This is a genomic window from Nocardioides sp. InS609-2, assembly GCF_023208195.1.
Classification (GTDB): Bacteria; Actinomycetota; Actinomycetes; order Propionibacteriales; family Nocardioidaceae; genus Nocardioides.
This window is the reverse complement of record NZ_CP060034.1, coordinates 177,372-194,908: the sequence shown is the minus strand read 5'-3', so window position 1 is coordinate 194,908 and position 17,537 is coordinate 177,372. Positions and strand designations below refer to the sequence as shown.

At 69.8% G+C, this 17,537-nt stretch carries 20 protein-coding genes; 8 read left to right on the top strand and 12 right to left on the bottom strand.

Going from position 1 to position 17,537, the window contains the following annotated elements; genetic code table 11:
- Positions 1-301 precede the first annotated feature (301 nt).
- Positions 302-1,186: a patatin-like phospholipase family protein gene (locus H4Q84_RS01050; protein WP_248581583.1), complete on the top strand. Its 885-nt coding sequence runs from the start codon at positions 302-304 to the stop codon at positions 1,184-1,186.
- Here the strand turns inward: H4Q84_RS01050 and H4Q84_RS01045 are convergent.
- Entirely contained in the window at positions 1,129-1,851 is a 723-nt protein-coding gene (locus H4Q84_RS01045) for a hypothetical protein (RefSeq protein ID WP_248581582.1), read from the bottom strand. The two genes, H4Q84_RS01050 and H4Q84_RS01045, sit on opposite strands and share 58 nt — an antisense overlap.
- Positions 1,852-1,919: 68 nt before the next feature.
- On the opposite strand from H4Q84_RS01045, the gene H4Q84_RS01040 reads away from it, so the two are divergent.
- The 4 genes from H4Q84_RS01040 to H4Q84_RS01025 all read left to right on the top strand — a co-directional run bounded on the left by H4Q84_RS01040 (position 1,920) and on the right by H4Q84_RS01025 (position 7,303).
- Entirely contained in the window at positions 1,920-2,663 is a 744-nt protein-coding gene (locus H4Q84_RS01040; RefSeq protein WP_248581581.1) for a hypothetical protein, read from the top strand.
- A 5-nt stretch (positions 2,664-2,668) separates the two neighbouring features.
- The gene (locus H4Q84_RS01035; RefSeq protein WP_248581580.1) at positions 2,669-3,394 is read left to right on the top strand and encodes a hypothetical protein; all 726 of its coding nucleotides are present in this window, start codon (positions 2,669-2,671) and stop codon (positions 3,392-3,394) included.
- Positions 3,395-3,483: 89 nt separating this feature from the next.
- Entirely contained in the window at positions 3,484-5,667 is a 2,184-nt protein-coding gene (locus tag H4Q84_RS01030; protein WP_248581579.1) for a hypothetical protein, read from the top strand.
- A gap of 79 nt (positions 5,668-5,746) precedes the next feature.
- On the top strand, positions 5,747-7,303 hold the full coding sequence (locus tag H4Q84_RS01025; protein WP_248581578.1) for a hypothetical protein: 1,557 nt from the start codon (positions 5,747-5,749) through the stop codon (positions 7,301-7,303).
- Here the strand turns inward: H4Q84_RS01025 and H4Q84_RS01020 are convergent.
- The 10 genes from H4Q84_RS01020 to H4Q84_RS00975 all read right to left on the bottom strand — a co-directional run bounded on the left by H4Q84_RS01020 (position 7,286) and on the right by H4Q84_RS00975 (position 13,612).
- A complete protein-coding gene (locus tag H4Q84_RS01020; protein WP_248581577.1) occupies positions 7,286-7,489 on the bottom strand; it encodes a hypothetical protein in 204 nt (67 codons plus the stop codon). The two genes, H4Q84_RS01025 and H4Q84_RS01020, sit on opposite strands and share 18 nt — an antisense overlap.
- A 70-nt stretch (positions 7,490-7,559) precedes the next feature.
- Entirely contained in the window at positions 7,560-8,081 is a 522-nt protein-coding gene (locus H4Q84_RS01015) for a hypothetical protein (RefSeq protein ID WP_248581576.1), read from the bottom strand.
- An 82-nt stretch (positions 8,082-8,163) separates the two neighbouring features.
- The gene (locus tag H4Q84_RS01010) at positions 8,164-8,901 is read right to left on the bottom strand and encodes a hypothetical protein (protein WP_248581575.1); all 738 of its coding nucleotides are present in this window, start codon (positions 8,899-8,901) and stop codon (positions 8,164-8,166) included.
- A gap of 23 nt (positions 8,902-8,924) precedes the next feature.
- The gene (locus H4Q84_RS01005; protein WP_248581574.1) at positions 8,925-9,473 is read right to left on the bottom strand and encodes a hypothetical protein; all 549 of its coding nucleotides are present in this window, start codon (positions 9,471-9,473) and stop codon (positions 8,925-8,927) included.
- A gap of 50 nt (positions 9,474-9,523) precedes the next feature.
- Positions 9,524-9,841 carry a hypothetical protein gene (locus H4Q84_RS01000; protein WP_248581573.1) on the bottom strand — a complete coding sequence of 106 codons (318 nt, stop codon included), beginning with the start codon at positions 9,839-9,841 and terminating at the stop codon, positions 9,524-9,526.
- On the bottom strand, positions 9,838-10,845 hold the full coding sequence (locus H4Q84_RS00995; protein ID WP_248581572.1) for a ParB/RepB/Spo0J family partition protein: 1,008 nt from the start codon (positions 10,843-10,845) through the stop codon (positions 9,838-9,840). The genes H4Q84_RS01000 and H4Q84_RS00995 overlap by 4 nt, the downstream gene beginning before the upstream one ends.
- 59 nt (positions 10,846-10,904) lie before the next feature.
- Entirely contained in the window at positions 10,905-11,342 is a 438-nt protein-coding gene (locus tag H4Q84_RS23310; protein WP_349238414.1) for a hypothetical protein, read from the bottom strand.
- 392 nt (positions 11,343-11,734) lie between these two features.
- Positions 11,735-12,295 carry a hypothetical protein gene (locus H4Q84_RS00985; protein ID WP_248581571.1) on the bottom strand — a complete coding sequence of 187 codons (561 nt, stop codon included), beginning with the start codon at positions 12,293-12,295 and terminating at the stop codon, positions 11,735-11,737.
- Positions 12,292-12,540 (bottom strand): hypothetical protein, encoded by a 249-nt coding sequence (locus tag H4Q84_RS00980; protein WP_248581570.1) that lies wholly within the window; start codon positions 12,538-12,540, stop codon positions 12,292-12,294. The genes H4Q84_RS00985 and H4Q84_RS00980 overlap by 4 nt, the downstream gene beginning before the upstream one ends.
- An 88-nt stretch (positions 12,541-12,628) precedes the next feature.
- Entirely contained in the window at positions 12,629-13,612 is a 984-nt protein-coding gene (locus H4Q84_RS00975; protein WP_282580298.1) for a DNA cytosine methyltransferase, read from the bottom strand.
- 151 nt (positions 13,613-13,763) lie between these two features.
- On the opposite strand from H4Q84_RS00975, the gene H4Q84_RS00970 reads away from it, so the two are divergent.
- From H4Q84_RS00970 to H4Q84_RS00960, 3 genes are all read left to right on the top strand, one after another.
- Positions 13,764-14,168 carry a hypothetical protein gene (locus H4Q84_RS00970; RefSeq protein WP_248581568.1) on the top strand — a complete coding sequence of 135 codons (405 nt, stop codon included), beginning with the start codon at positions 13,764-13,766 and terminating at the stop codon, positions 14,166-14,168.
- Between the two features lie 178 nt (positions 14,169-14,346).
- Positions 14,347-15,702, top strand: a complete 1,356-nt coding sequence (locus tag H4Q84_RS00965; RefSeq protein ID WP_248581567.1) for a hypothetical protein — start codon at positions 14,347-14,349, stop codon at positions 15,700-15,702.
- Positions 15,703-15,823: 121 nt separating this feature from the next.
- The gene (locus H4Q84_RS00960) at positions 15,824-16,129 is read left to right on the top strand and encodes a hypothetical protein (RefSeq protein ID WP_248581566.1); all 306 of its coding nucleotides are present in this window, start codon (positions 15,824-15,826) and stop codon (positions 16,127-16,129) included.
- Here H4Q84_RS00960 and H4Q84_RS00955 read toward each other — a convergent pair.
- Positions 16,126-17,454, bottom strand: coding sequence for a Fic family protein (locus tag H4Q84_RS00955; RefSeq protein ID WP_248581565.1), 1,329 nt, complete (start codon positions 17,452-17,454; stop codon positions 16,126-16,128). The two genes, H4Q84_RS00960 and H4Q84_RS00955, sit on opposite strands and share 4 nt — an antisense overlap.
- Positions 17,455-17,537: the final 83 nt, after the last annotated feature.

The window sequence follows — 17,537 nt, the reverse complement described above, 5'->3', positions numbered from 1 at the left end:
GCTGATGAGCGTGTCGACGGGGCAGACGGTAAGGGGTCGAGGCTGACCGTCTGCCCCGTCGCGTAGACCTATGCCACGCGCCGTCATGCGGCGATCGGTCGTCCTTCGAGACACCCGGCCCGGTTCGGCCGGGTGGGGCGAAGACATCGGGCTCTCCTCGCTCGGGTGGGTGTCGAGCAGAGTGTGTGCGGCGTCGGGGCAGTGGCTCACCGCTTGCGGGCATGGGAGCGAGGGAGGGGCGGCCGCACACCTCTTGGGTATGACGATCTTGCGGTTGCCACGTCGTCGCGGCCTCTCTCCGGTGCACGAGAGCCCCCAGGTGCCAGCCGGTCGCTCCATCTTCGTGTGCTCCGGTGGTGGATCTCGAGGCGCCGTCCAGGTGGGGATGTTGCGCGGCCTCTTCGCTGCCGGCGTACGGCCCGACATCCTGATCGGCGGTTCCGTCGGCGCCATCAACGCCGCTTTTCTCGCGGCCGACCCGACGCCTGGTCGTGTCGACGAGCTGGCCGATCGCTGGGCAGCCATGACAAGCAGGACGCTGCTGGGCGTCCGTCGCACCGCGATGGCGAACCTCGCTCGTCGTCGCCCCTACCTCTTTGACTCCGCTCCCCTCCGCCGTCTCGTCGAGGACTGGATCGGTGTCTCGATGCTCGAGGACCTGTCCGTGCGCACACTCATCGCGACCACCGACCTCGGCACTGGGCGTCCCGTGCATCACGAGCGTGGGCGGCTCGCCGAGATCGTGGCCGCGTCCGCAGCACTGCCCGGCGTCTTCCCTCCGACGATCCTGCCTGGGGCCGACAGCGCGCCCACGCGTCACGTCGACGCCGGCATCGCCGAGAACGTGCCGCTCACGGCAGCCAACGCGATCGCTCGGCCGGGAGACCGGGTGTTCGTGCTCGACGCCACCAAGACCGGCTTGCACCGTGACCTGCGTACGCCCATCGACGTCCTCGTCGCGGCCCTGATGGCCACCGTCGCCAACCAGCCTGCCGTGGTCTTCGAGCCGGGCGTGGAGGTCATCCGGCTGCGCATCGACGACTCCTTCTCCTCAGGGCACGTCCTCGACTTCACCCATGTCCGCACGCTGATCCAGCTCGGCGAACGGTGCGCGCTCAACGCGATGACCTACACCTCGCGGCCAGACGGCCTCAGCATGTCGGCTGAGCGGATGTGCGCCTCGTAGTAGGCGATGATCTCCTCCCCCACGTGGACGTACTCCGCAAGGTCGAAGTGGTAGTCGGCCATCGAGGGGTAGAGCCTGGTTGCGCGTCTCACGCCGACCGTCCGCATTCGGGTGCCCCGCTCCTTCTGGATCAGCGTCACCAGTTCGTTCGGCAGACCGCTGAGCACAGGTGTGATGCGCCCCAGGAGCAGGTCAGCTCGGTCGAACTCGTCCTGGAGGAACTCGCGGACGAGGGCCGGGCCGGCGTCGCCGTCTGCACGGAACTTCCAGACGCCGACCAAGGGCGTGTCGAAGTCCAGCTCCCCGCAGACCCTGAGCCAGTCATCGGCCGTGGGGACCGTCTCGTAGTCCGGCTGGCCGTCGACGGTCTCGGTGAACGCCGCCCAGATGTCGAGCGAGACCGTGCCCAGCGCGAGCACCGACTCACCCATCACCCCGTAGATCCGGGCCAGGTCTCGTCTGCGAGGTCGTTCGACGACGAGCCAGTTGAAGAAGCAGGCGGTCACGATGGCGATCGCCACATCGTTGACGACCTCGCCGACCTCGAAGCCCCAGGGCCACACCTCGGTCTGGGCGCGGAGGATCAGACGCGCCAACACGACGTCACCCGCGACGATGCCGATCCAGTCGACCGGACTGATGCTGCGCAGTCCCCGAGGCTTCACCGGCCGAACCCTAGCGTTGCGCCTCCCCGTCACGGTCGTCGGCCGGATGCCCCCGCACACCTTCGGGCATGAGCAACCAGTACCCCGACCGGATCGCCGCTGGAGTCCCCACGGGCGGCCAGTTCGCGACCAGCCCACGGGGCGAGGCCTCCGGTGTCGCCCTGGCCGAGAGGCCCCTCATGAACGCCGAGGAGGCCCGCCTCATCGCCCTCGCCGAAGGACGGCCGGTGCGGGTCAGCCCACGGCCCGACGGCTACTACGACGAGACCGTCCAGGCCGCCGGTGACGCGTCCCTGGGTATCGAGCCGTCGGTCTTCTCCACCTGGGCGATGCCCAGCCACGACGAGCCTTTCGTGAGCGCGGAAGTCCGCACTTTCGTCACCGCCCATCTCGACGGCCAGTTGGGCACGCCGCGCCTGGACTACTCCGATTGGGAGGAGATCGTCGACCGGCTTGATGCTGCCCGCGCGGCCGAGGAGAAGGCCAGCGCGCTGGAGACCCTCGGTGGCGTCGTCCACCCCGATCACCACCAGGACGTCCGCGACGAGATCCAGCAGCTGCGCCGCTACGCCGACGGAATCCGCGGGGAGGTCGGCGGCACCCGACTTGTCTACGCCGTCGAACAGGTCACGAGCTGGACCGCCCACACCGATCCCGACGACCCCGGCTCCAGCGAGGTGCGCGCCGACGTCGAATACGCCGAAGAGCCCCTCGCCGAAGGCATCGACGCCCTCGACCGCGCCGAGTCGGCCGCCCGCTCCCGGGCCGTCAGCACGACCTGGTCCCGCTACCACCCCGAGAACTGGAAGTGACCACGATGACCACCTCGAACCACGCCAGCCGTGTCGCCGCCGGTGTCCCCACCGGCGGCCAGTTCGCCGCCTCCGTCAAGTCCGAGGCTGACGTCCGTCTCGACGAGCCGGCCCAGCCCCGCACCCTCTCCGACCTCGGCGCCCAGCCCGGCGCCCGGGAGGACCAGGAGGTCGAGGCCCTGGAGATGGCGATCGAGATGTCCACCCAGTGGCGCGACGAGCTGGAGCGGTTCGGCCGCGGCATGAGCGAGGCGAAGCACGACGAAGCCATCGCGGCGCACGAGACCCGGCACCAGAAGCTGGTCAACCGCCTCGCCTACCTCAACGGCCACCATGGAGCGCCGGTCCACGACCGACTCGACGCGCTGTCCAAGGAACACCGGGACCTCGAGAAGCGGGTGCAGCTAACCGCTGTCCAGGCGCTGCGCGACCTCGCCAAGGACGCGCACCCCGACGCCGCCTACTTCACCATGGAGGACTCCGACCAGGGGGATTACATGGCCGGGGCCGCAGTCTTCGACGCCCAGGGCAACCAGCTCGAGGTCGGCGAGTGGGGGTTCGACGACGAGGGCGTCGGGTCCTGGCTCAGCGAGGGCGGCCACTGGCAGTCCGAGCGACTCACCACTCCCATGCTCAAGGAGCGTGGGATCGACAACCCGGGCCAGATGACCCAGACCGGGTGCGGGCCCTTCGGCGTCGTCTTCGCGGTTGACCCCACGCCCAAGCCTTGACCCTGCGGTTGAGGCCGGCAGCGCCCCACCAGGTGTCCCCGTCGCTGCGACGTCCCCGAATCCCCCAGAGCCCGGCCGAGACCTCGAGATTGCTGGCCACCGCGCTGCCGCACGGCTGCTGGGTGGCGGTCACGGTGCGCCGGCCGAGCAAGAAGGAGCGCACCCGCAACCACACCTGGCTGGCCCACCGACTCTCCACCGCGGTGCCGACCCACCACTCGATGAGCCCCGACGCCTTGGTCGTCTCGATCTACGCCGGTGGTGTCGACCCGCACGCGACCCGGGCCCTGCTCGACGCCACCCGCTCGGCGATGCCCGGCTTCGACATCTCCGCGACCGCCGAGGTGCCGACCCGATCGGCCGCGGTCCGCGGCCCCGTGCTGTCCACGCTCGTCGGCACCGGCCTCGCGGTGGCCACCGGGCTCAAAGCCGACCTGGTGCCCGCCTTCGTCGACGCACCTGGCCACGGCCTGGTGCTGCCCGGCGCTGCGCTCGCGGCCGTGTCGGTGCTAGCTGCGGCCGGCCGGTTCACCGGTCTCATCGCCTCGGCGTGGAGCCGAGCTCGTCGAGCAGCTGCTGACCTCGACTTCGGGGCGCCGACGCACCGCCGCGGAAAGCCGAAGCCGCCACGCAAGGAGACCGTGGTCGGCGACAAGCCGATGCCTGCCTTCGACGGTGACTACCCGTTGGACGACTCCGCGTTCCTCGTCGGACCGCAGACGGTCGTCGGCGTGATCGCACCCCAGGCCGGCGCAGCCTCGGGTGAGACCTCGACCAAGCACCGCGAGGTACCACCGGTCCTGCTCGCTCGGGTCGGTCCGCTCATCGGAGACACGGCGGCCGGCCCCGCCTACCTCCCAGCGACCGACGCATTCGGTGGCATCGGGATCGTCGGCAAGGCCGGATCCGGCAAGTCGGCGCTGACCCGCTCGCTGTGGGGCTGGGCATGCCTGGAGCGCCAACACCCGTCCGGGCTTCCCGGCTTCCCGGGTGCACGCAACGCCCTGATCGCCTTCGAGTCCAAGGGCGACGGCGTCGCTGACTACCAACGCTGGGTCGACGCGACCGGAGACGTCATGGTGGTCATCGACGTGGCCGACCCCGCCTCGGTCGGCATCGACCTGTTCGCGGTGCCGGGCACCGTGACCGACCGAGCCGCGTTCTTCGTCAACGCCTGCATCTACGCCTTCGGCGAGCAGGCCATCGGCAACCGATCCTTCGAGACGCTCATGGGTGTCCTGCCCGCCGCGCTGCTGGTCACCCGCGAGATGGCTGCCGAGGTGGAGAACATCAACCCCGACGGCTCGCCCCTGTACTTCGCGCACGTCCTGCTCGGCGGCCGCAGTGAGGACGCCGGCAGGATGCTGGCCGCCGAGATCGCCGGGGCCTCGGTGCTCGACGACGCCGACCCGCAACTGACCGAGACGGTCGTGGGGCTCAGCCCGCTGTACGGCGCGAACGTGTCCCCGGCTCAGCGCCGCGCGCTCCAGGAGGCGCCCCGAAACAAGATCCGCCAGCTCATGGAGCTCGAGCAGTGGTGGGCCCCAGCCCGGCGCAAGGTCACCTGGGACCAGATCCTCACCAACCACCGCGCGGTCGTGGTCAACACCGGCACGTCTCGCACCGGCCGGATCGTCGAGGACGAGCTGAGCCGGCAGATGTCGGCGATCCTGATGTTCTCGCTCCGCCACGCCATCCAGCGCAACTGCTCGGGCTGGGAGACCCAGGGCCGGTCGGTCTCCATCTACGCCGACGAGCTCGCACTGCTGGCCGGCTCGTCGGAGGCGGTCATCGCCTGGCTCAAGGACCAGGGCCGCTCGTTCGGGGTCCGCCCGACGCTCGCCACACAGCGCCCCGAGCAGCTGCCCGACAAGGTCCGCACCGCGCTGATGAACTTCTCCACGCTGGTCTCCTACACCCAGGAGGACATGAAGACCGCGCGCGAGCTCGCCGAGGGTGTCTCCGGTGATGAGGGCGACTGGCAGGCGTCCGACATCCTGCAACTCTCGACGTACACCGCGGTCGTGCGCTCGCACGTGGTCAAGAAGCGACAGCCGGCGTTCACCGTGCACGTGCGGGACTTCGAGGCCGACCGGGCCGGGTTCGCCGAAGTGCAGGGCTATCCCGCCACGGGCTCGCTCGCACGGTCGATCACGCCGACCGAGCCGGCCGTGTCTCCGGTGATGGCGGACCCCACCCCGATGGCCGTCGTCGTGGACGAGGAGCCCGAGGACGACCGGCCCGCCGACTTCCCCAACCTGTTGACGTGGTGACCCGGTGAGCACCGTTCCGACAGCCGCGCGAGTGGTCGCCCGCCGGCGACCACAGGCCACCCCCACCCCGGCTCAGCCCGTGACAGAACAGGCCACGCCCACGGCCGCCAGCGACCTCGAGCCCGTACCGGCAGAGCAGCCCACCCCGGCCGAGCCATGGGGCCTGGCGACACGATTCAAGACCCCGACGTCGACGCTCGGCGACCCGCACCAGGTCGCGTCCGGTCGGCACACCCCGCCGGAGCGCTTCGACCCCGACAACTCCTGGCACTTCTCCGACCTCGCCTCGGCGTGCACCGTCGAGGGTGCGGACGCGGCCTCACGCCACGACCCCTGGTGGGACGACCTGTGGGGTGCAGGCGGCGGCGCGTCGTGGACGTCGGCGACCACGGCCGCCCGCCACATGGCTGCCGGTGTCGGCGAGCTGCCCACCCAGCTGGCGATGCCGGAGGCCGAGGCGATCGAGTCATTCTGCTCGCCTAGCTCGAAGCGGGCCGCGTGGGGAAGTCGCCTGGCGTTGGCCGGGTCGCTGTTCTCCTGGCGCACCATGTCTGCGCAGCAGGCCGCCGCTCTCACCGGCGACGCCGGGCTGACCAGCCCGCTGCACCCAGCCGTGTCGGCAGGCTTCGCCAGCCACCTCCTCGACTTGGGCGTGTTCGTCTCCGGGCTCAACCGCGCGTCGTTCCTGACCGGGGAGACGCTGCTGCGTCCGTCCCGCTCAACCGTCTACGACGAGGAGATCGCGCCGCGGCTGACCATGCCGGAGCGGGTCGCGGTCACCGGCGGACTCGACTGGGTGCACACCGCGCAGTGGGACCAGCACAACGTGCTCGCCACCGAGCTGGGCCTGCGGGCCGCGGAGTACGCCGAGGTGGGCACCGTGCTGGGTGAGCGGTTCTGCACCGTCGACCTGCTGGCCGGATCCGGGTTGGGCCGCACGCCCATCGTCGGCGACCAGCGCTCCGCCGACCTGTGCATCGTGCGACCCGACGGGATGCGGGTGGCCATCGAGATCACCCGCACGATCTCCAAGACGTTCACCAACAAGGTCCGCAAGTGGGCGCAACTGCTCGCCGAACGGCCGATGGCCATCTCCGGTCTCACCGTGGTGTTCGTGGTGATGACCCCGACCGCGCGGGCCGCGACCTATCAGGCGATCGCGGCCGCCTGCAAGGAGTTCCCCGGCGCGAAGGCCGACCGGGTGGCAGCCCGGATGGGCGTGGCGTCGTGGCGCGAGTGGTTCCCGTCGCGACACCGCATCTGCGACGCGTTCTTCACCCTGCGTGCGGACCGGCCCATCGGCCGCGGCGCTGAGCTGTGGCAGCCGGCCGACTTCCTCGACTCGGGCTCGAGCAACCTGGCCGTGCCGTTCACGGCCCGTGACCGCGCGGCGATGACGGCGGTGATCTCGAACGCCGCACTGCTCGGCCAGACGCCGTACTGGCTGCGCCAGCGCGGCCAGGAGTCCGGCGACGTCCCGGCCATGTGGCCCCTGCTGCTGCGCGACGCCGGCGTGACGTCGGTGCCCGTCCCGACACCGGCGCGCCCGAACCGCACGAAGGGTCGCGCGCTCGGCGAGGCCGTCGGTGCTGCCGGGCCGACGGGTGTGCCTGTCCGGCTACGCGGTCTGGCCTGAGGCACTCACCACGCCGGCGGTTGGCACCTTCGCCGGCAGGTCCGCCTGCTCGAGCTGGGCGAGTTCGTCGACGATGTCGTGCAGTCCCGAGGCGAGCGGGAACAGTGTCAGTTCCCACAGCACCCAGTGCGCCTGGTGCTCGGTCAGCTCGGGGAACCGCAGCCAGACCAGCTCGTAGGACTTCACGCCAATGTCGAGGTAGGCCTGGCGTCCTCGTCGGCGAGCACGTGACCGGTCGCCGCGGTGGGGACCGTGGTCACGCTGTGGCTCCGGCGTCGTCGCGGTTGCCGCCGTTCGGCTGGTTGCGCAGCGTCTCGCGCGAGACGAGTGGCCAGTCGTCGTCGAGGAGGTGGTTGTGGGAGTTGCCGAGCAGGTCGTAGCGGTGGGTGCTGACGCTGATCTTGAAGAACGACCACATGCCGCCAGGGGCGGGCACCTCGGGTGTGGCGTGTACGACGTACGGGTCGAGGCGCAGCAGCTCGTTGTCGGGGAAGGTCGCGATCGAGAGCCCGAAGAGGTCGGCGATCTCGCCTTGCGCGAACGAGGCGTAGGCCTCCATCGCGGCCATCGACTCCTTGTCGTCGGCGGGGATGTCCAGGGGGTCTCGGCTGAGCAGGAAGCGGGTCGGGTAGGCGTCGGTCCAGATGTAGTTGAGGTCGGTGCCACCGAAGTCGTCGCAGTTGCCGGACCACATCGCCTTGCCGTTGCGGCGGACCATGAACACCTCGTCGGGCGTTCGCAAACACCAGACGTCACCGACGTACGCCACGCGCTTCACGTCCCTCTTCTCGATCTTGACGTCCCGGGACGCACCACAATGGGCTGGACTCAGGGGTGGCCGGTGTTGTCGCCGCGAGCGGTCACTGGGTCTCCTTCTCGTGGCACAGAGACTCGATGACGTGCCCTTCGCTGATGAGCCAGTCGATGAGGTCGAGGTGATCGGGGCATTGTGGTGCGGACTCGTCGGGCGCTACAGGCGACGACGCCAGTCCGAACAGGCTGTCGCGTCGGTTGACTGCTCGGGTGTATCTAGCGACCGCGTCTGCCAGTGAGCCGAGGTTCGTGCCGAGGGCTGCTCCATCGTCTTGTGCGTTCCAGAGGATGTCGCGGACCGCGTGTGCGGCCTGGTCGGCGATTCCCACCCACGTCGCGACATCTAGCAGACGGCGGATCTCAACGACGTCGACATCGGCGAGGAACCGAATAGCCTCATCTCGCGGCTTCGTCCGCCACAGGGCGACAGCGGATGCCGCGAAGCCCACTCCTAGACCGTGTACAGACTCGGTGATCAGAGCGCCTGAAATGCCCGTGAACATCCCAAGAGTCAGAGCATTGAAGATGCGCACCGTCATACGCGTGCCGCTCAACATTATTGTTTCTGCACCGAAACGACCCGCGTTGCGGGCGCGGTTCACTTCTCGTTGGCCTTCCCTCTTGGTGAAGCCAGGGTCCACGGCGAGGACTCCTAGCAGGCCGCCTTCGGGCGTCCACAGGATCGTTGCGTACGGGGCGTCCTCGCGGATCGCGGGATCGCCAGGCGCCCCCTGCCCTTGGACGAGGGCTCGCTGAACGCTTCTCGACCACTCTCGGGCGGTCATGAACGACCCTGAAGGCGGCCCGATCAGCACGTGTCCTCCCTCGGCTGGTCACCCTTGCGCCCATCTGCCCTCAGTCGATCGAGGTCCTTGCGGGCCCAGTCGACGGCCGCTTGGGCGGAGGTCAGCTTGCTCTGGGCGTCGCGGAACCGATCCTCGGCCTTGGCGACCATGGTGCCGTGGTCGGGCTGTGCGCCCGGCCGGATCCAGTAGGTGGCCTGGAGGCCGTGCTGGGAAGGGAGGTGGCGGCGGTCCTCTGGCGCGAAGTCGCTCCACGTCTCGACGCGTGCGTCTGCGGGTCGGAAGTCGTTGATGTTCCACTCGACGGTCGCGGTGGCGATCTCGGCCGGCGTCAGGACGTGGTTGCCGTTGCCGCTGCCCCAGAAGGTGTCCACGGCGTACAGCGAGCCGTCCTCGCGACCGTGCACGACGGCTGCGCCCTCGTAGGTGTGGCGGCTCTCGGGGATCCAGCGCAGGACGTCGTCCTCCTGGAGGTCGTCGACGGTCAGCGGAGCGGGATCGGTGGTGGTCGCGGTCATGCCCTTGACGTGTGCGGCGCCGACCGTGTCAGTCATCAGCGGCCCAGCCTGCTCGCTCGAGGCCGAGCGTGGCGCCTGATCGCTCTTCATCGGTCGCAGTCCCCGTCGTGGCCGGCGCGGTCCGAGCACGGTCCGCGGCCGCAGTGCTTCCACTCCTGCGCCTCCTGGTCGTCGATCAGCGGCAGGCGCCGTCCGGCGATCTCGTCAAGGCGGGCGATGCGCGCACGGATCTCGTTGCGAGAGCCGGCGTCGTGCCAGATCGAGGTGCAGTCGCGGTAGAAGGAGACGCGGCCGGGACCCAGGAGCGTGAGGATCTCGCGCAACTGGTCGGCGGCGTACGCCGCCTGCTCGGGGGTCGGGTCGATGGCCGCCACAATCTCGGCAGTGGCCTCGGTGGCGGTCACGCGACGGACGCGCTCTCGAGGGCGACGTAGTAGCGGCTGGGCCTCCACCCGGTTAGCGCGGCCAGCTTGTTCAGCGACTTGCCGGCCGCGTGCCAGCGACGACACACCTCGGCCTTGTCCGAGGGACTGCACTTCGCCTTCCAGTCGCCTCCGAGGATGCGCTCGACGGCGCTGTCGTCGGCCACCGCGCGCACCGGCGGCGCTGCGATGGCCGTCTTGCCTATGTCGTCACGGATCGCCTGCTCCCAGCACGGGCCGCACGCGACAGCACCCACCTTGGGACTGCCGCGGTGACCGCACAGGGCGCGGGCCTGGCTGGCCAGCGGGTGCGTGTCGCCGAACCACGGCTTCGTCTTGGCGCCCTTGGGCCGCCCCACGGGCCGCTTCTCGGCGACGGTGCGCTCCGCCTGCTTCTGAGCCCGGATCTTCTGGATGGAGCTGGTCACCGGTCGGACACCCCGGCGGACCTCCTCGCGCTCTTCTTCGTCGAGCATGAGCAGGTTTAGGTAGGTGGAGACCGTCGCCTGCTTGGTCCCGGTGCGGCGCGCGATCTCGGCGCTGCTGAGGCCCGAGTGGAGCAGGGCGCCGTAGGCCTCGGCGCGCTCCATCGGGTTCAGGTTCAGTCGCTGGGTGTTCTCGACCAACATGAGCACGATGTGGTCGCTGAGCTCGGTCACTTCGTGCCGGATGATGACGGGCACGGTCTTCATGCCGGCCAGGAGGGACGCGGCGAGGCGGCGGTGCCCGGCGAGCAGGATGAGCTGCCCGGTCCCGGGGAGCTCGGTGGCGGTGAGCGGCTGGAGGATCCCGTGCTCGCGGATGCTCTGGGCCATCTCAGTGAGGTCGCCCAGGTCGTCGCGGACGTTCGCGGGGTGGTTCACCAGTTGCTCGACCGGGACGTGCCTGATCGACTGCCGGGGCACCTTCGAGGTGCTCTTGGCCGCCTTCTGGTCCTCGTGGCGGCGAGGGCGCGCAACGCCGCTGGTCGCGGCAACGCTCAGCATGGGAGTGCTCATACCCCAGAGGTGTGCGGCAGAGACCGTCTCGCTCCCCAGCGCGTTGGTCAGCCGGCCCAGCCGCGCTCGAGGAGGAGATCCCTCAGCGCCTGAGTCGGGGGCTGCCATCCTTCCGGCTTCTGGACCTTTCCGTCGTCGCGGCGGATGGGCTCGCCGTCGGGACCGAGCTTGGCCATGTTCGTACGGTGCACGATCCGGAACGCATCGTCGACGGGAATGCCCAAGGTGAGCGCCGAGCCCTTCCCCACGACGTTCAGGTCTGCGAGCGCGTCGGTGGCCTCGACCAGGTCGGTCTCGACGTCCCGGTTGATCTCGACCGTGACGGAGTCCTTGGTCACGTCCACGTCGTCGACCGTCGCGTCGCAGCCCATCGCCTCGACGAACTCCAGCGCCTCCTCCAGCACCAGACGGGCGCGCAGGGCACGCTCGTCGGGAGTGATGTCGGTGGTCGGGGTGGACCGCACCTCCTGGCCGAAGGCGTGCATGAACTCAGCGACCGCCGCGGTGTCGTCGAGCGGGCCGCCTGAGGTCTGCGGGAACGCCATCATCGGCTCGTCCCAGGACTTCTCGGGGACCACGAACTCGTAGGCGCCTCCGCGCCGCGAGGACTCCCACCAGCCGAACCAGAACCACGTCCGCTTCAGGTCGCCGATGGCGTCCTCGCAGCCGGACCATCCGCCGGTGGCCAGGCGGACGCGACGCGCGGGTTGGTCGTAGTCGTCGGTCACGCGGGTGACGGTCAGGCTGCCGTAGCCCTCGAAGATGGGGCCCAGGAGGTCGTCGACCAGGACCCGTGGGCTTCCGGTCCAGCTGCGGATCAGGTCGGTGGCCTCGTCGGTCGGGTAGCCGTCGCCGTCGACGAGTTCGATGGTGTCGGTCATGGGGTGTCCTCGGTGGTGGTCATGCGGTGGATGTAGCGGAACGGGTCGGGCTCGCGGCGGTCGGTGTAGTGCCAGCGCGGGTCATCGGGGCCGGTCGGGCCGTCGTAGTCGTCGCGCCACCAGCGCGGTGTGCGGCGGGGGATGCCGTCGGGGTAGGCGGACGACGGGTCTTCGCGGGCCTGGAGCCACTCGGTGGCGTCGACCATGTCGGCCCACAGCTCCTTCTGCTCCGTCGTCAGCTGCTTGATCTGGTACTTGCCGACGTGAAGGTCCATGTAGCCGACGAGCTCGCCGATCACCCGCAGCTGCTGATCCCGGAGCACGGCGTTGCGGTCGAACCGGGGGACCGAGCCCGCGTGCCGGCCGGCGACACCGCCGCCGCCGGGGCAGTCGAACGTGCCGACCGGTGGGTTGCCTCGCTCGTAGGGAATCCACCACGAGCCGGTGTCCTCGCTGAAAGTGACGGTCTTGCCGCAGCCCAGGCACGGCTGGGTCTCGTCGTGGACGGGCTGGTAGCCGTAGCGGTCCGGCTCGGTGACGGGGCGCGGGCTGTTCACCCTCGCTCCTCTCGGCCACGCTGGATCGCGGCCCTCACCTCGTCGGGGTCGGGTTGGCCGGGCTCGGTCTCCCACTGGCCGTTGCTGACGTACGACTCGATGGCAAACACGGCGCCCTCCAGGTCGCGGGACTCGCCCGACGACCCGAAGCCGATCTCGACGAAGTCGTCGTCGCCCGGGCCTTGGCGCTGGATCTGGTACTCGATGCGGTAGGTCGTGCCGTCGTCGCTCAGTCCTTGTCGCATCGACATGACTCCTTCTGGGCGGGCGACGTGGCGGCCACCGGTCCGTGTGCGGCTGCGAGGGTCTCGCTCCTCACTGACACCTCGTTGCTCACGCCGCGATCGCTTCCGCGGTCACACCGACGACCGCCTTGGCGACCGGCGGGCAGACGGCGTTGCCGAGCCCGCGGGTGACCTGGGCGATGGTGGCGGTCTCCGGCCACCCGAAGGAGTCCGGGAAACCCATGCCACGTGCGAGCTCGCGGCCGCTGAGCTGGCGGTAGCGGTCGCCGTCGACAAGGTTCCAGTGCGCGGCACCGGTGGTGATGGTGCGGATCGGTTCGTGGAGCGGGACGCCGTGGTGGTCGGTGGTGTGCTGGGTGAGGAACCGGTCGCCGTGTCGAGCTCGCGAACGCTCGATCCGCATCTGGACCGACGAAGGGGCTGTGTGCACGGGCGTCCATGCCTCCTCGGGTGCCGGCATGAGCAGCGGACCGAACGCCGGCTCGACAGGGTTCTCGGTCAGGGGCCGGACCTTCACGCCGGGACGGGTGGCGAGCAGGAAAAATCGACGACGACGCTGTGCCACGCCATGCCTCGACGCCGTGACGAACCGCTCTTCGAGGACGTACCCGAGCTTCTCGAACATCGCCCGGTATTCCGGGTAGAGACGCCAACGCACGAAGGCGGGCACGTTCTCGATCACGATGGCCTTGGGCTCGGTAGCGTCGGCGCAGTCGATCACCGAGAACGCGGTCGCGCGCAGCGCGTCGTGGTACGCCCGGCGGCGGGCCTGCGAGGCCGGCGAGTGACCCTGACAAGCCGGTGCGGCCAGGAGAACGTCGTACTCGGGCAGGGCGGTCCAGTCCGCCTGGCGGAGGTCCTGGCACTCGTGCAGCGTCTCGGGATGGTTGAGCGCGTGCGTCTCGACCGCCAGCGGCCAGTGGTTTCCGCTCCAGAGGACATTGACGCCGGCCTGCTTGGCGCCAAGGGTCATCCCACCCCAGCCAGCGAACAAGTCGATAGCTCGAACGCCGGTCTGCGGCGTGGGCAGCGATGGTGGTGAAACCAACGTGAGGGCTGGGCTGTCGAGCACGGGCGCTCCTGGGTCTTTGCGGAAGGTGAGGGCGTCGCAGACGTGTGCGGGACCGGGCCTCTCGCTCCTCGAGTTCTTTGACAGAACCAATGCCGGAAGGACAGATCGGGCACCGGTGAGCTAGATGGCTTCGGCCGCACACGGACCATGCATGACCTCCTTGACCCGCGGGCTCTGGCACGAGCACGACCCGCACGAGATCGAGCTCCGCGACCTGCTCGACGTGCCCGGATCGCCATCGCGTACCCAGATCGCGTTGGCGCTCTGGATGATCACGGCCACCTTCGTCGGCGACCACGAGCCCCTCGACGTCCCCGACGGCACCTCGATCGCCGAAGCTGCCGAGGCCTTCGTCCGCGAACACGCCGACGACGCGTTGGGCAGCCAACTCACCCAGGACGCGCTCGGCGCCTACGCGGGAGCCCTGGTCATCCCGGTCCTCCATGGACTCGCCCTGACCGATGACTTCTCCCGGGCGCAGCGGCACGAGCAGCACATGGCCTTCGAGCCCGCACACCTTCCGGGTGTGGACATCACCGAATCGGTGGTGCGCTGATGCCGGCGCCGCTGTGGTTTGAGCACTGCGGCTCCGGCACGGTGCGCGGCTTCGTCGGCCGCCGTCTCTTGGCCCGTCGCAGCGCGCGCATCCGCGCGAAGCTGGCCGAGACCCGACACGACGTCGCCGAGCTGAGACGCGCCGCGGCTCTGGCGCACGCGAACCGGAGAACCCGATCATGACCGAGCGCGCTGACCTGGCTGCGATGAGCGGGCCGGAGGCCGTCGAGTGGCTGATGGCCACCTTCAGTGTCGACCCAACCATCGCCGGCGGACGCCCAGACGCCCGCGCAGTACTTCCGTTCATCCGGCATGGCATCACCGACACGGCGTTCATCACCGCGCAGCTGTCACACGCCGGTGTGCTGGCCACCCTCCCCGACGGCGTGCTGATCGACACGACCGAGTTCGAGACGTTCGTGCTCGTCGGCGCCAAGGCCTGGCTCGAGGATCCCGACAACCGCAGCGAATGGCGAGCGATCGGCAACGCCGCCCACCAGCACGACGCGATGATGAGCGAGCATCAGCGGCACAACCGGCGAGCACCATCCGGCGATGCACGCCGGCACCTGAGGTCCCACGAGGTGGTCACCGCCTTCCTCGACGCCGGCCGCGGACCGTCCTACGCGTGGAGCGTCATCACCACGGCCAGCCGCCACCGCATCGAGATCGACGCGTTCGGCTTCGGTGCAGAGATCACCCCGGCCTCCTACGAAGACCTGGCCTCTGCCGGCGTCGCCCGGGCCGCGGACCTCGACGCCTACCTGCGGGCCGGCCTGACCCTGCCGGAGGCGATCGCGTTCCGCCACGACGGCATCCCTCCTGCCGCCGTCCTGATGGCCAAGGCCGAAGGTCACCCGCCCGAGCGGTGCCACGAGATCCTGGTCGGGCTGCCGGAGGACTGGTTCCGCCCGCTGGGCGACCGGCACTACGGCACGGATGAGGGCGGCGAGCTCACCCACCACCTGCGAACTGGCGGCAACGACCGCTACACGCTGGCCGACCTGCGCTACCTCGTCGAGCACGGCTGGACCGAGAAGGATGATCTCGGCCCGCGGGGCGTCGCCGAGATCCCCATGTACGGCGGAGGAGACACTCGGCGCGGCGCCACGGCGGCCATGGCCCGCAGACTCGCCGACCACGGTCTGACCTGGACGAGCACGGAGCGCTGGGCCGATGCCCTGACGACCGGGAAGGCAGGGGCGAGGACCAAGTACGACGCCACGACGCCTCCGCTGGTCGGCTTCGGCCATCGAAGAGGGCTTGCGGCCATCCCCGAGCGCCATCTCGACGGTCTCATCGCGCTGCACGAGGCGGGCCTGCGGCCCTCACACCTGAACGCCTACCGCAAGGCGGGGTGTCGCTCGATCGACGACGTGCTCACTGCGCACCGGCGGGGCATCACGGCCGCACTCGCTGATCAGCTGTGCCAGGAGTACGGCCGTCAGCCGGACCGGCATCGGAAGACGCGCCTGATCGACTCCCTGGACGCGCTGTTGCGCCACCACGCCAAGCACGCGTCGGCCGCGTCGTGAGGACCTCGCCGTGCAACCACGCCCGCTGCAACGCCTTCGGCACCTGCCAGTTCTCCCGACCGGTCCTTGCCGCCACCGGCGAGCTGCGGCCCAGTATTCCGTCCATCCCGAGGGGACCGCGATGACCGACATCCACACCCAGATCGACCAACAGGCCTCCGACCGTGGGATCTCCCACGAGGATGCGCAGGCCGTCCATGCGTTCGCGGAGTTCCTGCGCGACCCGCTCAGCCGGTGTCCGATCTGCATGGATCCACTGGGTCCGCACCAGCCCGCCGATCATCCCGACCAGGTGGCGTACGCGCGGAGCCTGTTCGGCTGGGTGCTCACGGACGAGGAGGTTGCCCGCCGTGTGAACCGCGCCACCCGCAACCACGTACGTCGAATGGCCGAGCGGAGCGCGCGTCGAGCTCGAGGAGACGCCTAGGTCCCGAAGCTGCGTCGACCGGCCCGTGCAGCGAACTCGTCGAGAGCCGAGGTCACCTCGGGTGCGGCCCAGACGCGTGAGCGCTGCGGGTTGCCGACGGACTCCAGGACGCCGGCCTCGATCATCTGGTTGACCGCGCGCAGCGCGGCGGGCTGGCTGATGGCGAGGTTGTCCATCAGGTAGTTGACGGTGACGGCGGGCTGCGAGACCACCAGGGGCAGTGCTCGCCAGACCGCGGCGTCGCTGCGTGCCTTGACCCGGTCGAGCCAGCTGGCGTGGGTGCGCACCAGGTCGTCAACGAGGATCCGGCCGTTGTCGATGGACCGGAAGGCGGCACGAGTGAACTCCTGGACGATGGGGTTGAGGTCGCCCTCGCGGTACTCCCCCAGCGCCTCGTAGTAGTCCTCGACGTTGGTCAGGAGGCCGGAGGAGACCGGGACGGTGATGCGCTGGGTCACTCCGCTGTTGCGCAGCATGGCGTGCACGAGCGCGCGGCCGGTGCGGCCGTTGCCGTCGGGGAAGGGGTGGATGGTCTCGAACTGGGCGTGCGCGATCGCCGCCTGCACGAGGTGCTGCACGTCGACGCGGCGGGTGAAGTCGACCAGGTCGTCGATGAGCTCGGGGACGCGGTGGTAGGTGGGTGGCACGAAGGTGGCCGAGTGTGGGGTCGACCCGCGGCCGCCGATCCATACCTGCGACTCGCGCCACTTGCCGGCGTGCTCGGGTGCGCTGTCGGCGAGCAGGGCGTTCTGCACCGCCAGGATTGTTTTTGGGCTGATGTCCTCCGACAGCGCGATGGCGGTGCGCATGGCGTCGGTGTTGGTGGCGACGAGCTGGGCGTTCTCGCCGGTCTTCTCCCCGATGCTGGCCAGGGCGAGGTTGCGGGCGTTGGCGGTGATCTGCTCGATCTGGCTCGAGGAGGCTGACTCGGTGCGCAGCAGCACCGCGGCCATCGGCGACATCTCGTGCTCGCCGGGCCCGAAGGTGGCGAGCCGCTCAGTCATCTCGGCGTCGAAGCGAGCCAGCTCCATGGTTGCCTCGGCTGCGTCGACGGACACGGTCTCGTCGAGCTCGATCGGCAGGTCGTTGATGAAGGGCGGGATGGAGGCCTGGTACGGGCCTCGGGCAGCTGCCCGCTCCCGGCGCGGCATCGGGACGGTCTCGTCGAGGTCCCAGTGCAGCGGCTCGTAGTCGACGCGCCACCGGTCTTCCTGGAGTGGCTGGGACTCGAAGACCATCGGGATGTCGACCTCGGCGCGTCGCTGTGCGCGCCAGCGCCCGCCGGCCGGAGTGCCGCGGTCCTGGCGTGGCTGATCCTTGTCCATGACCACATCTTACATAACGATAGAGATGTAACGTTATATAACGGGCAGCGCACCCCTACTTTAAGCGCAGGCGCCGGGTAAAA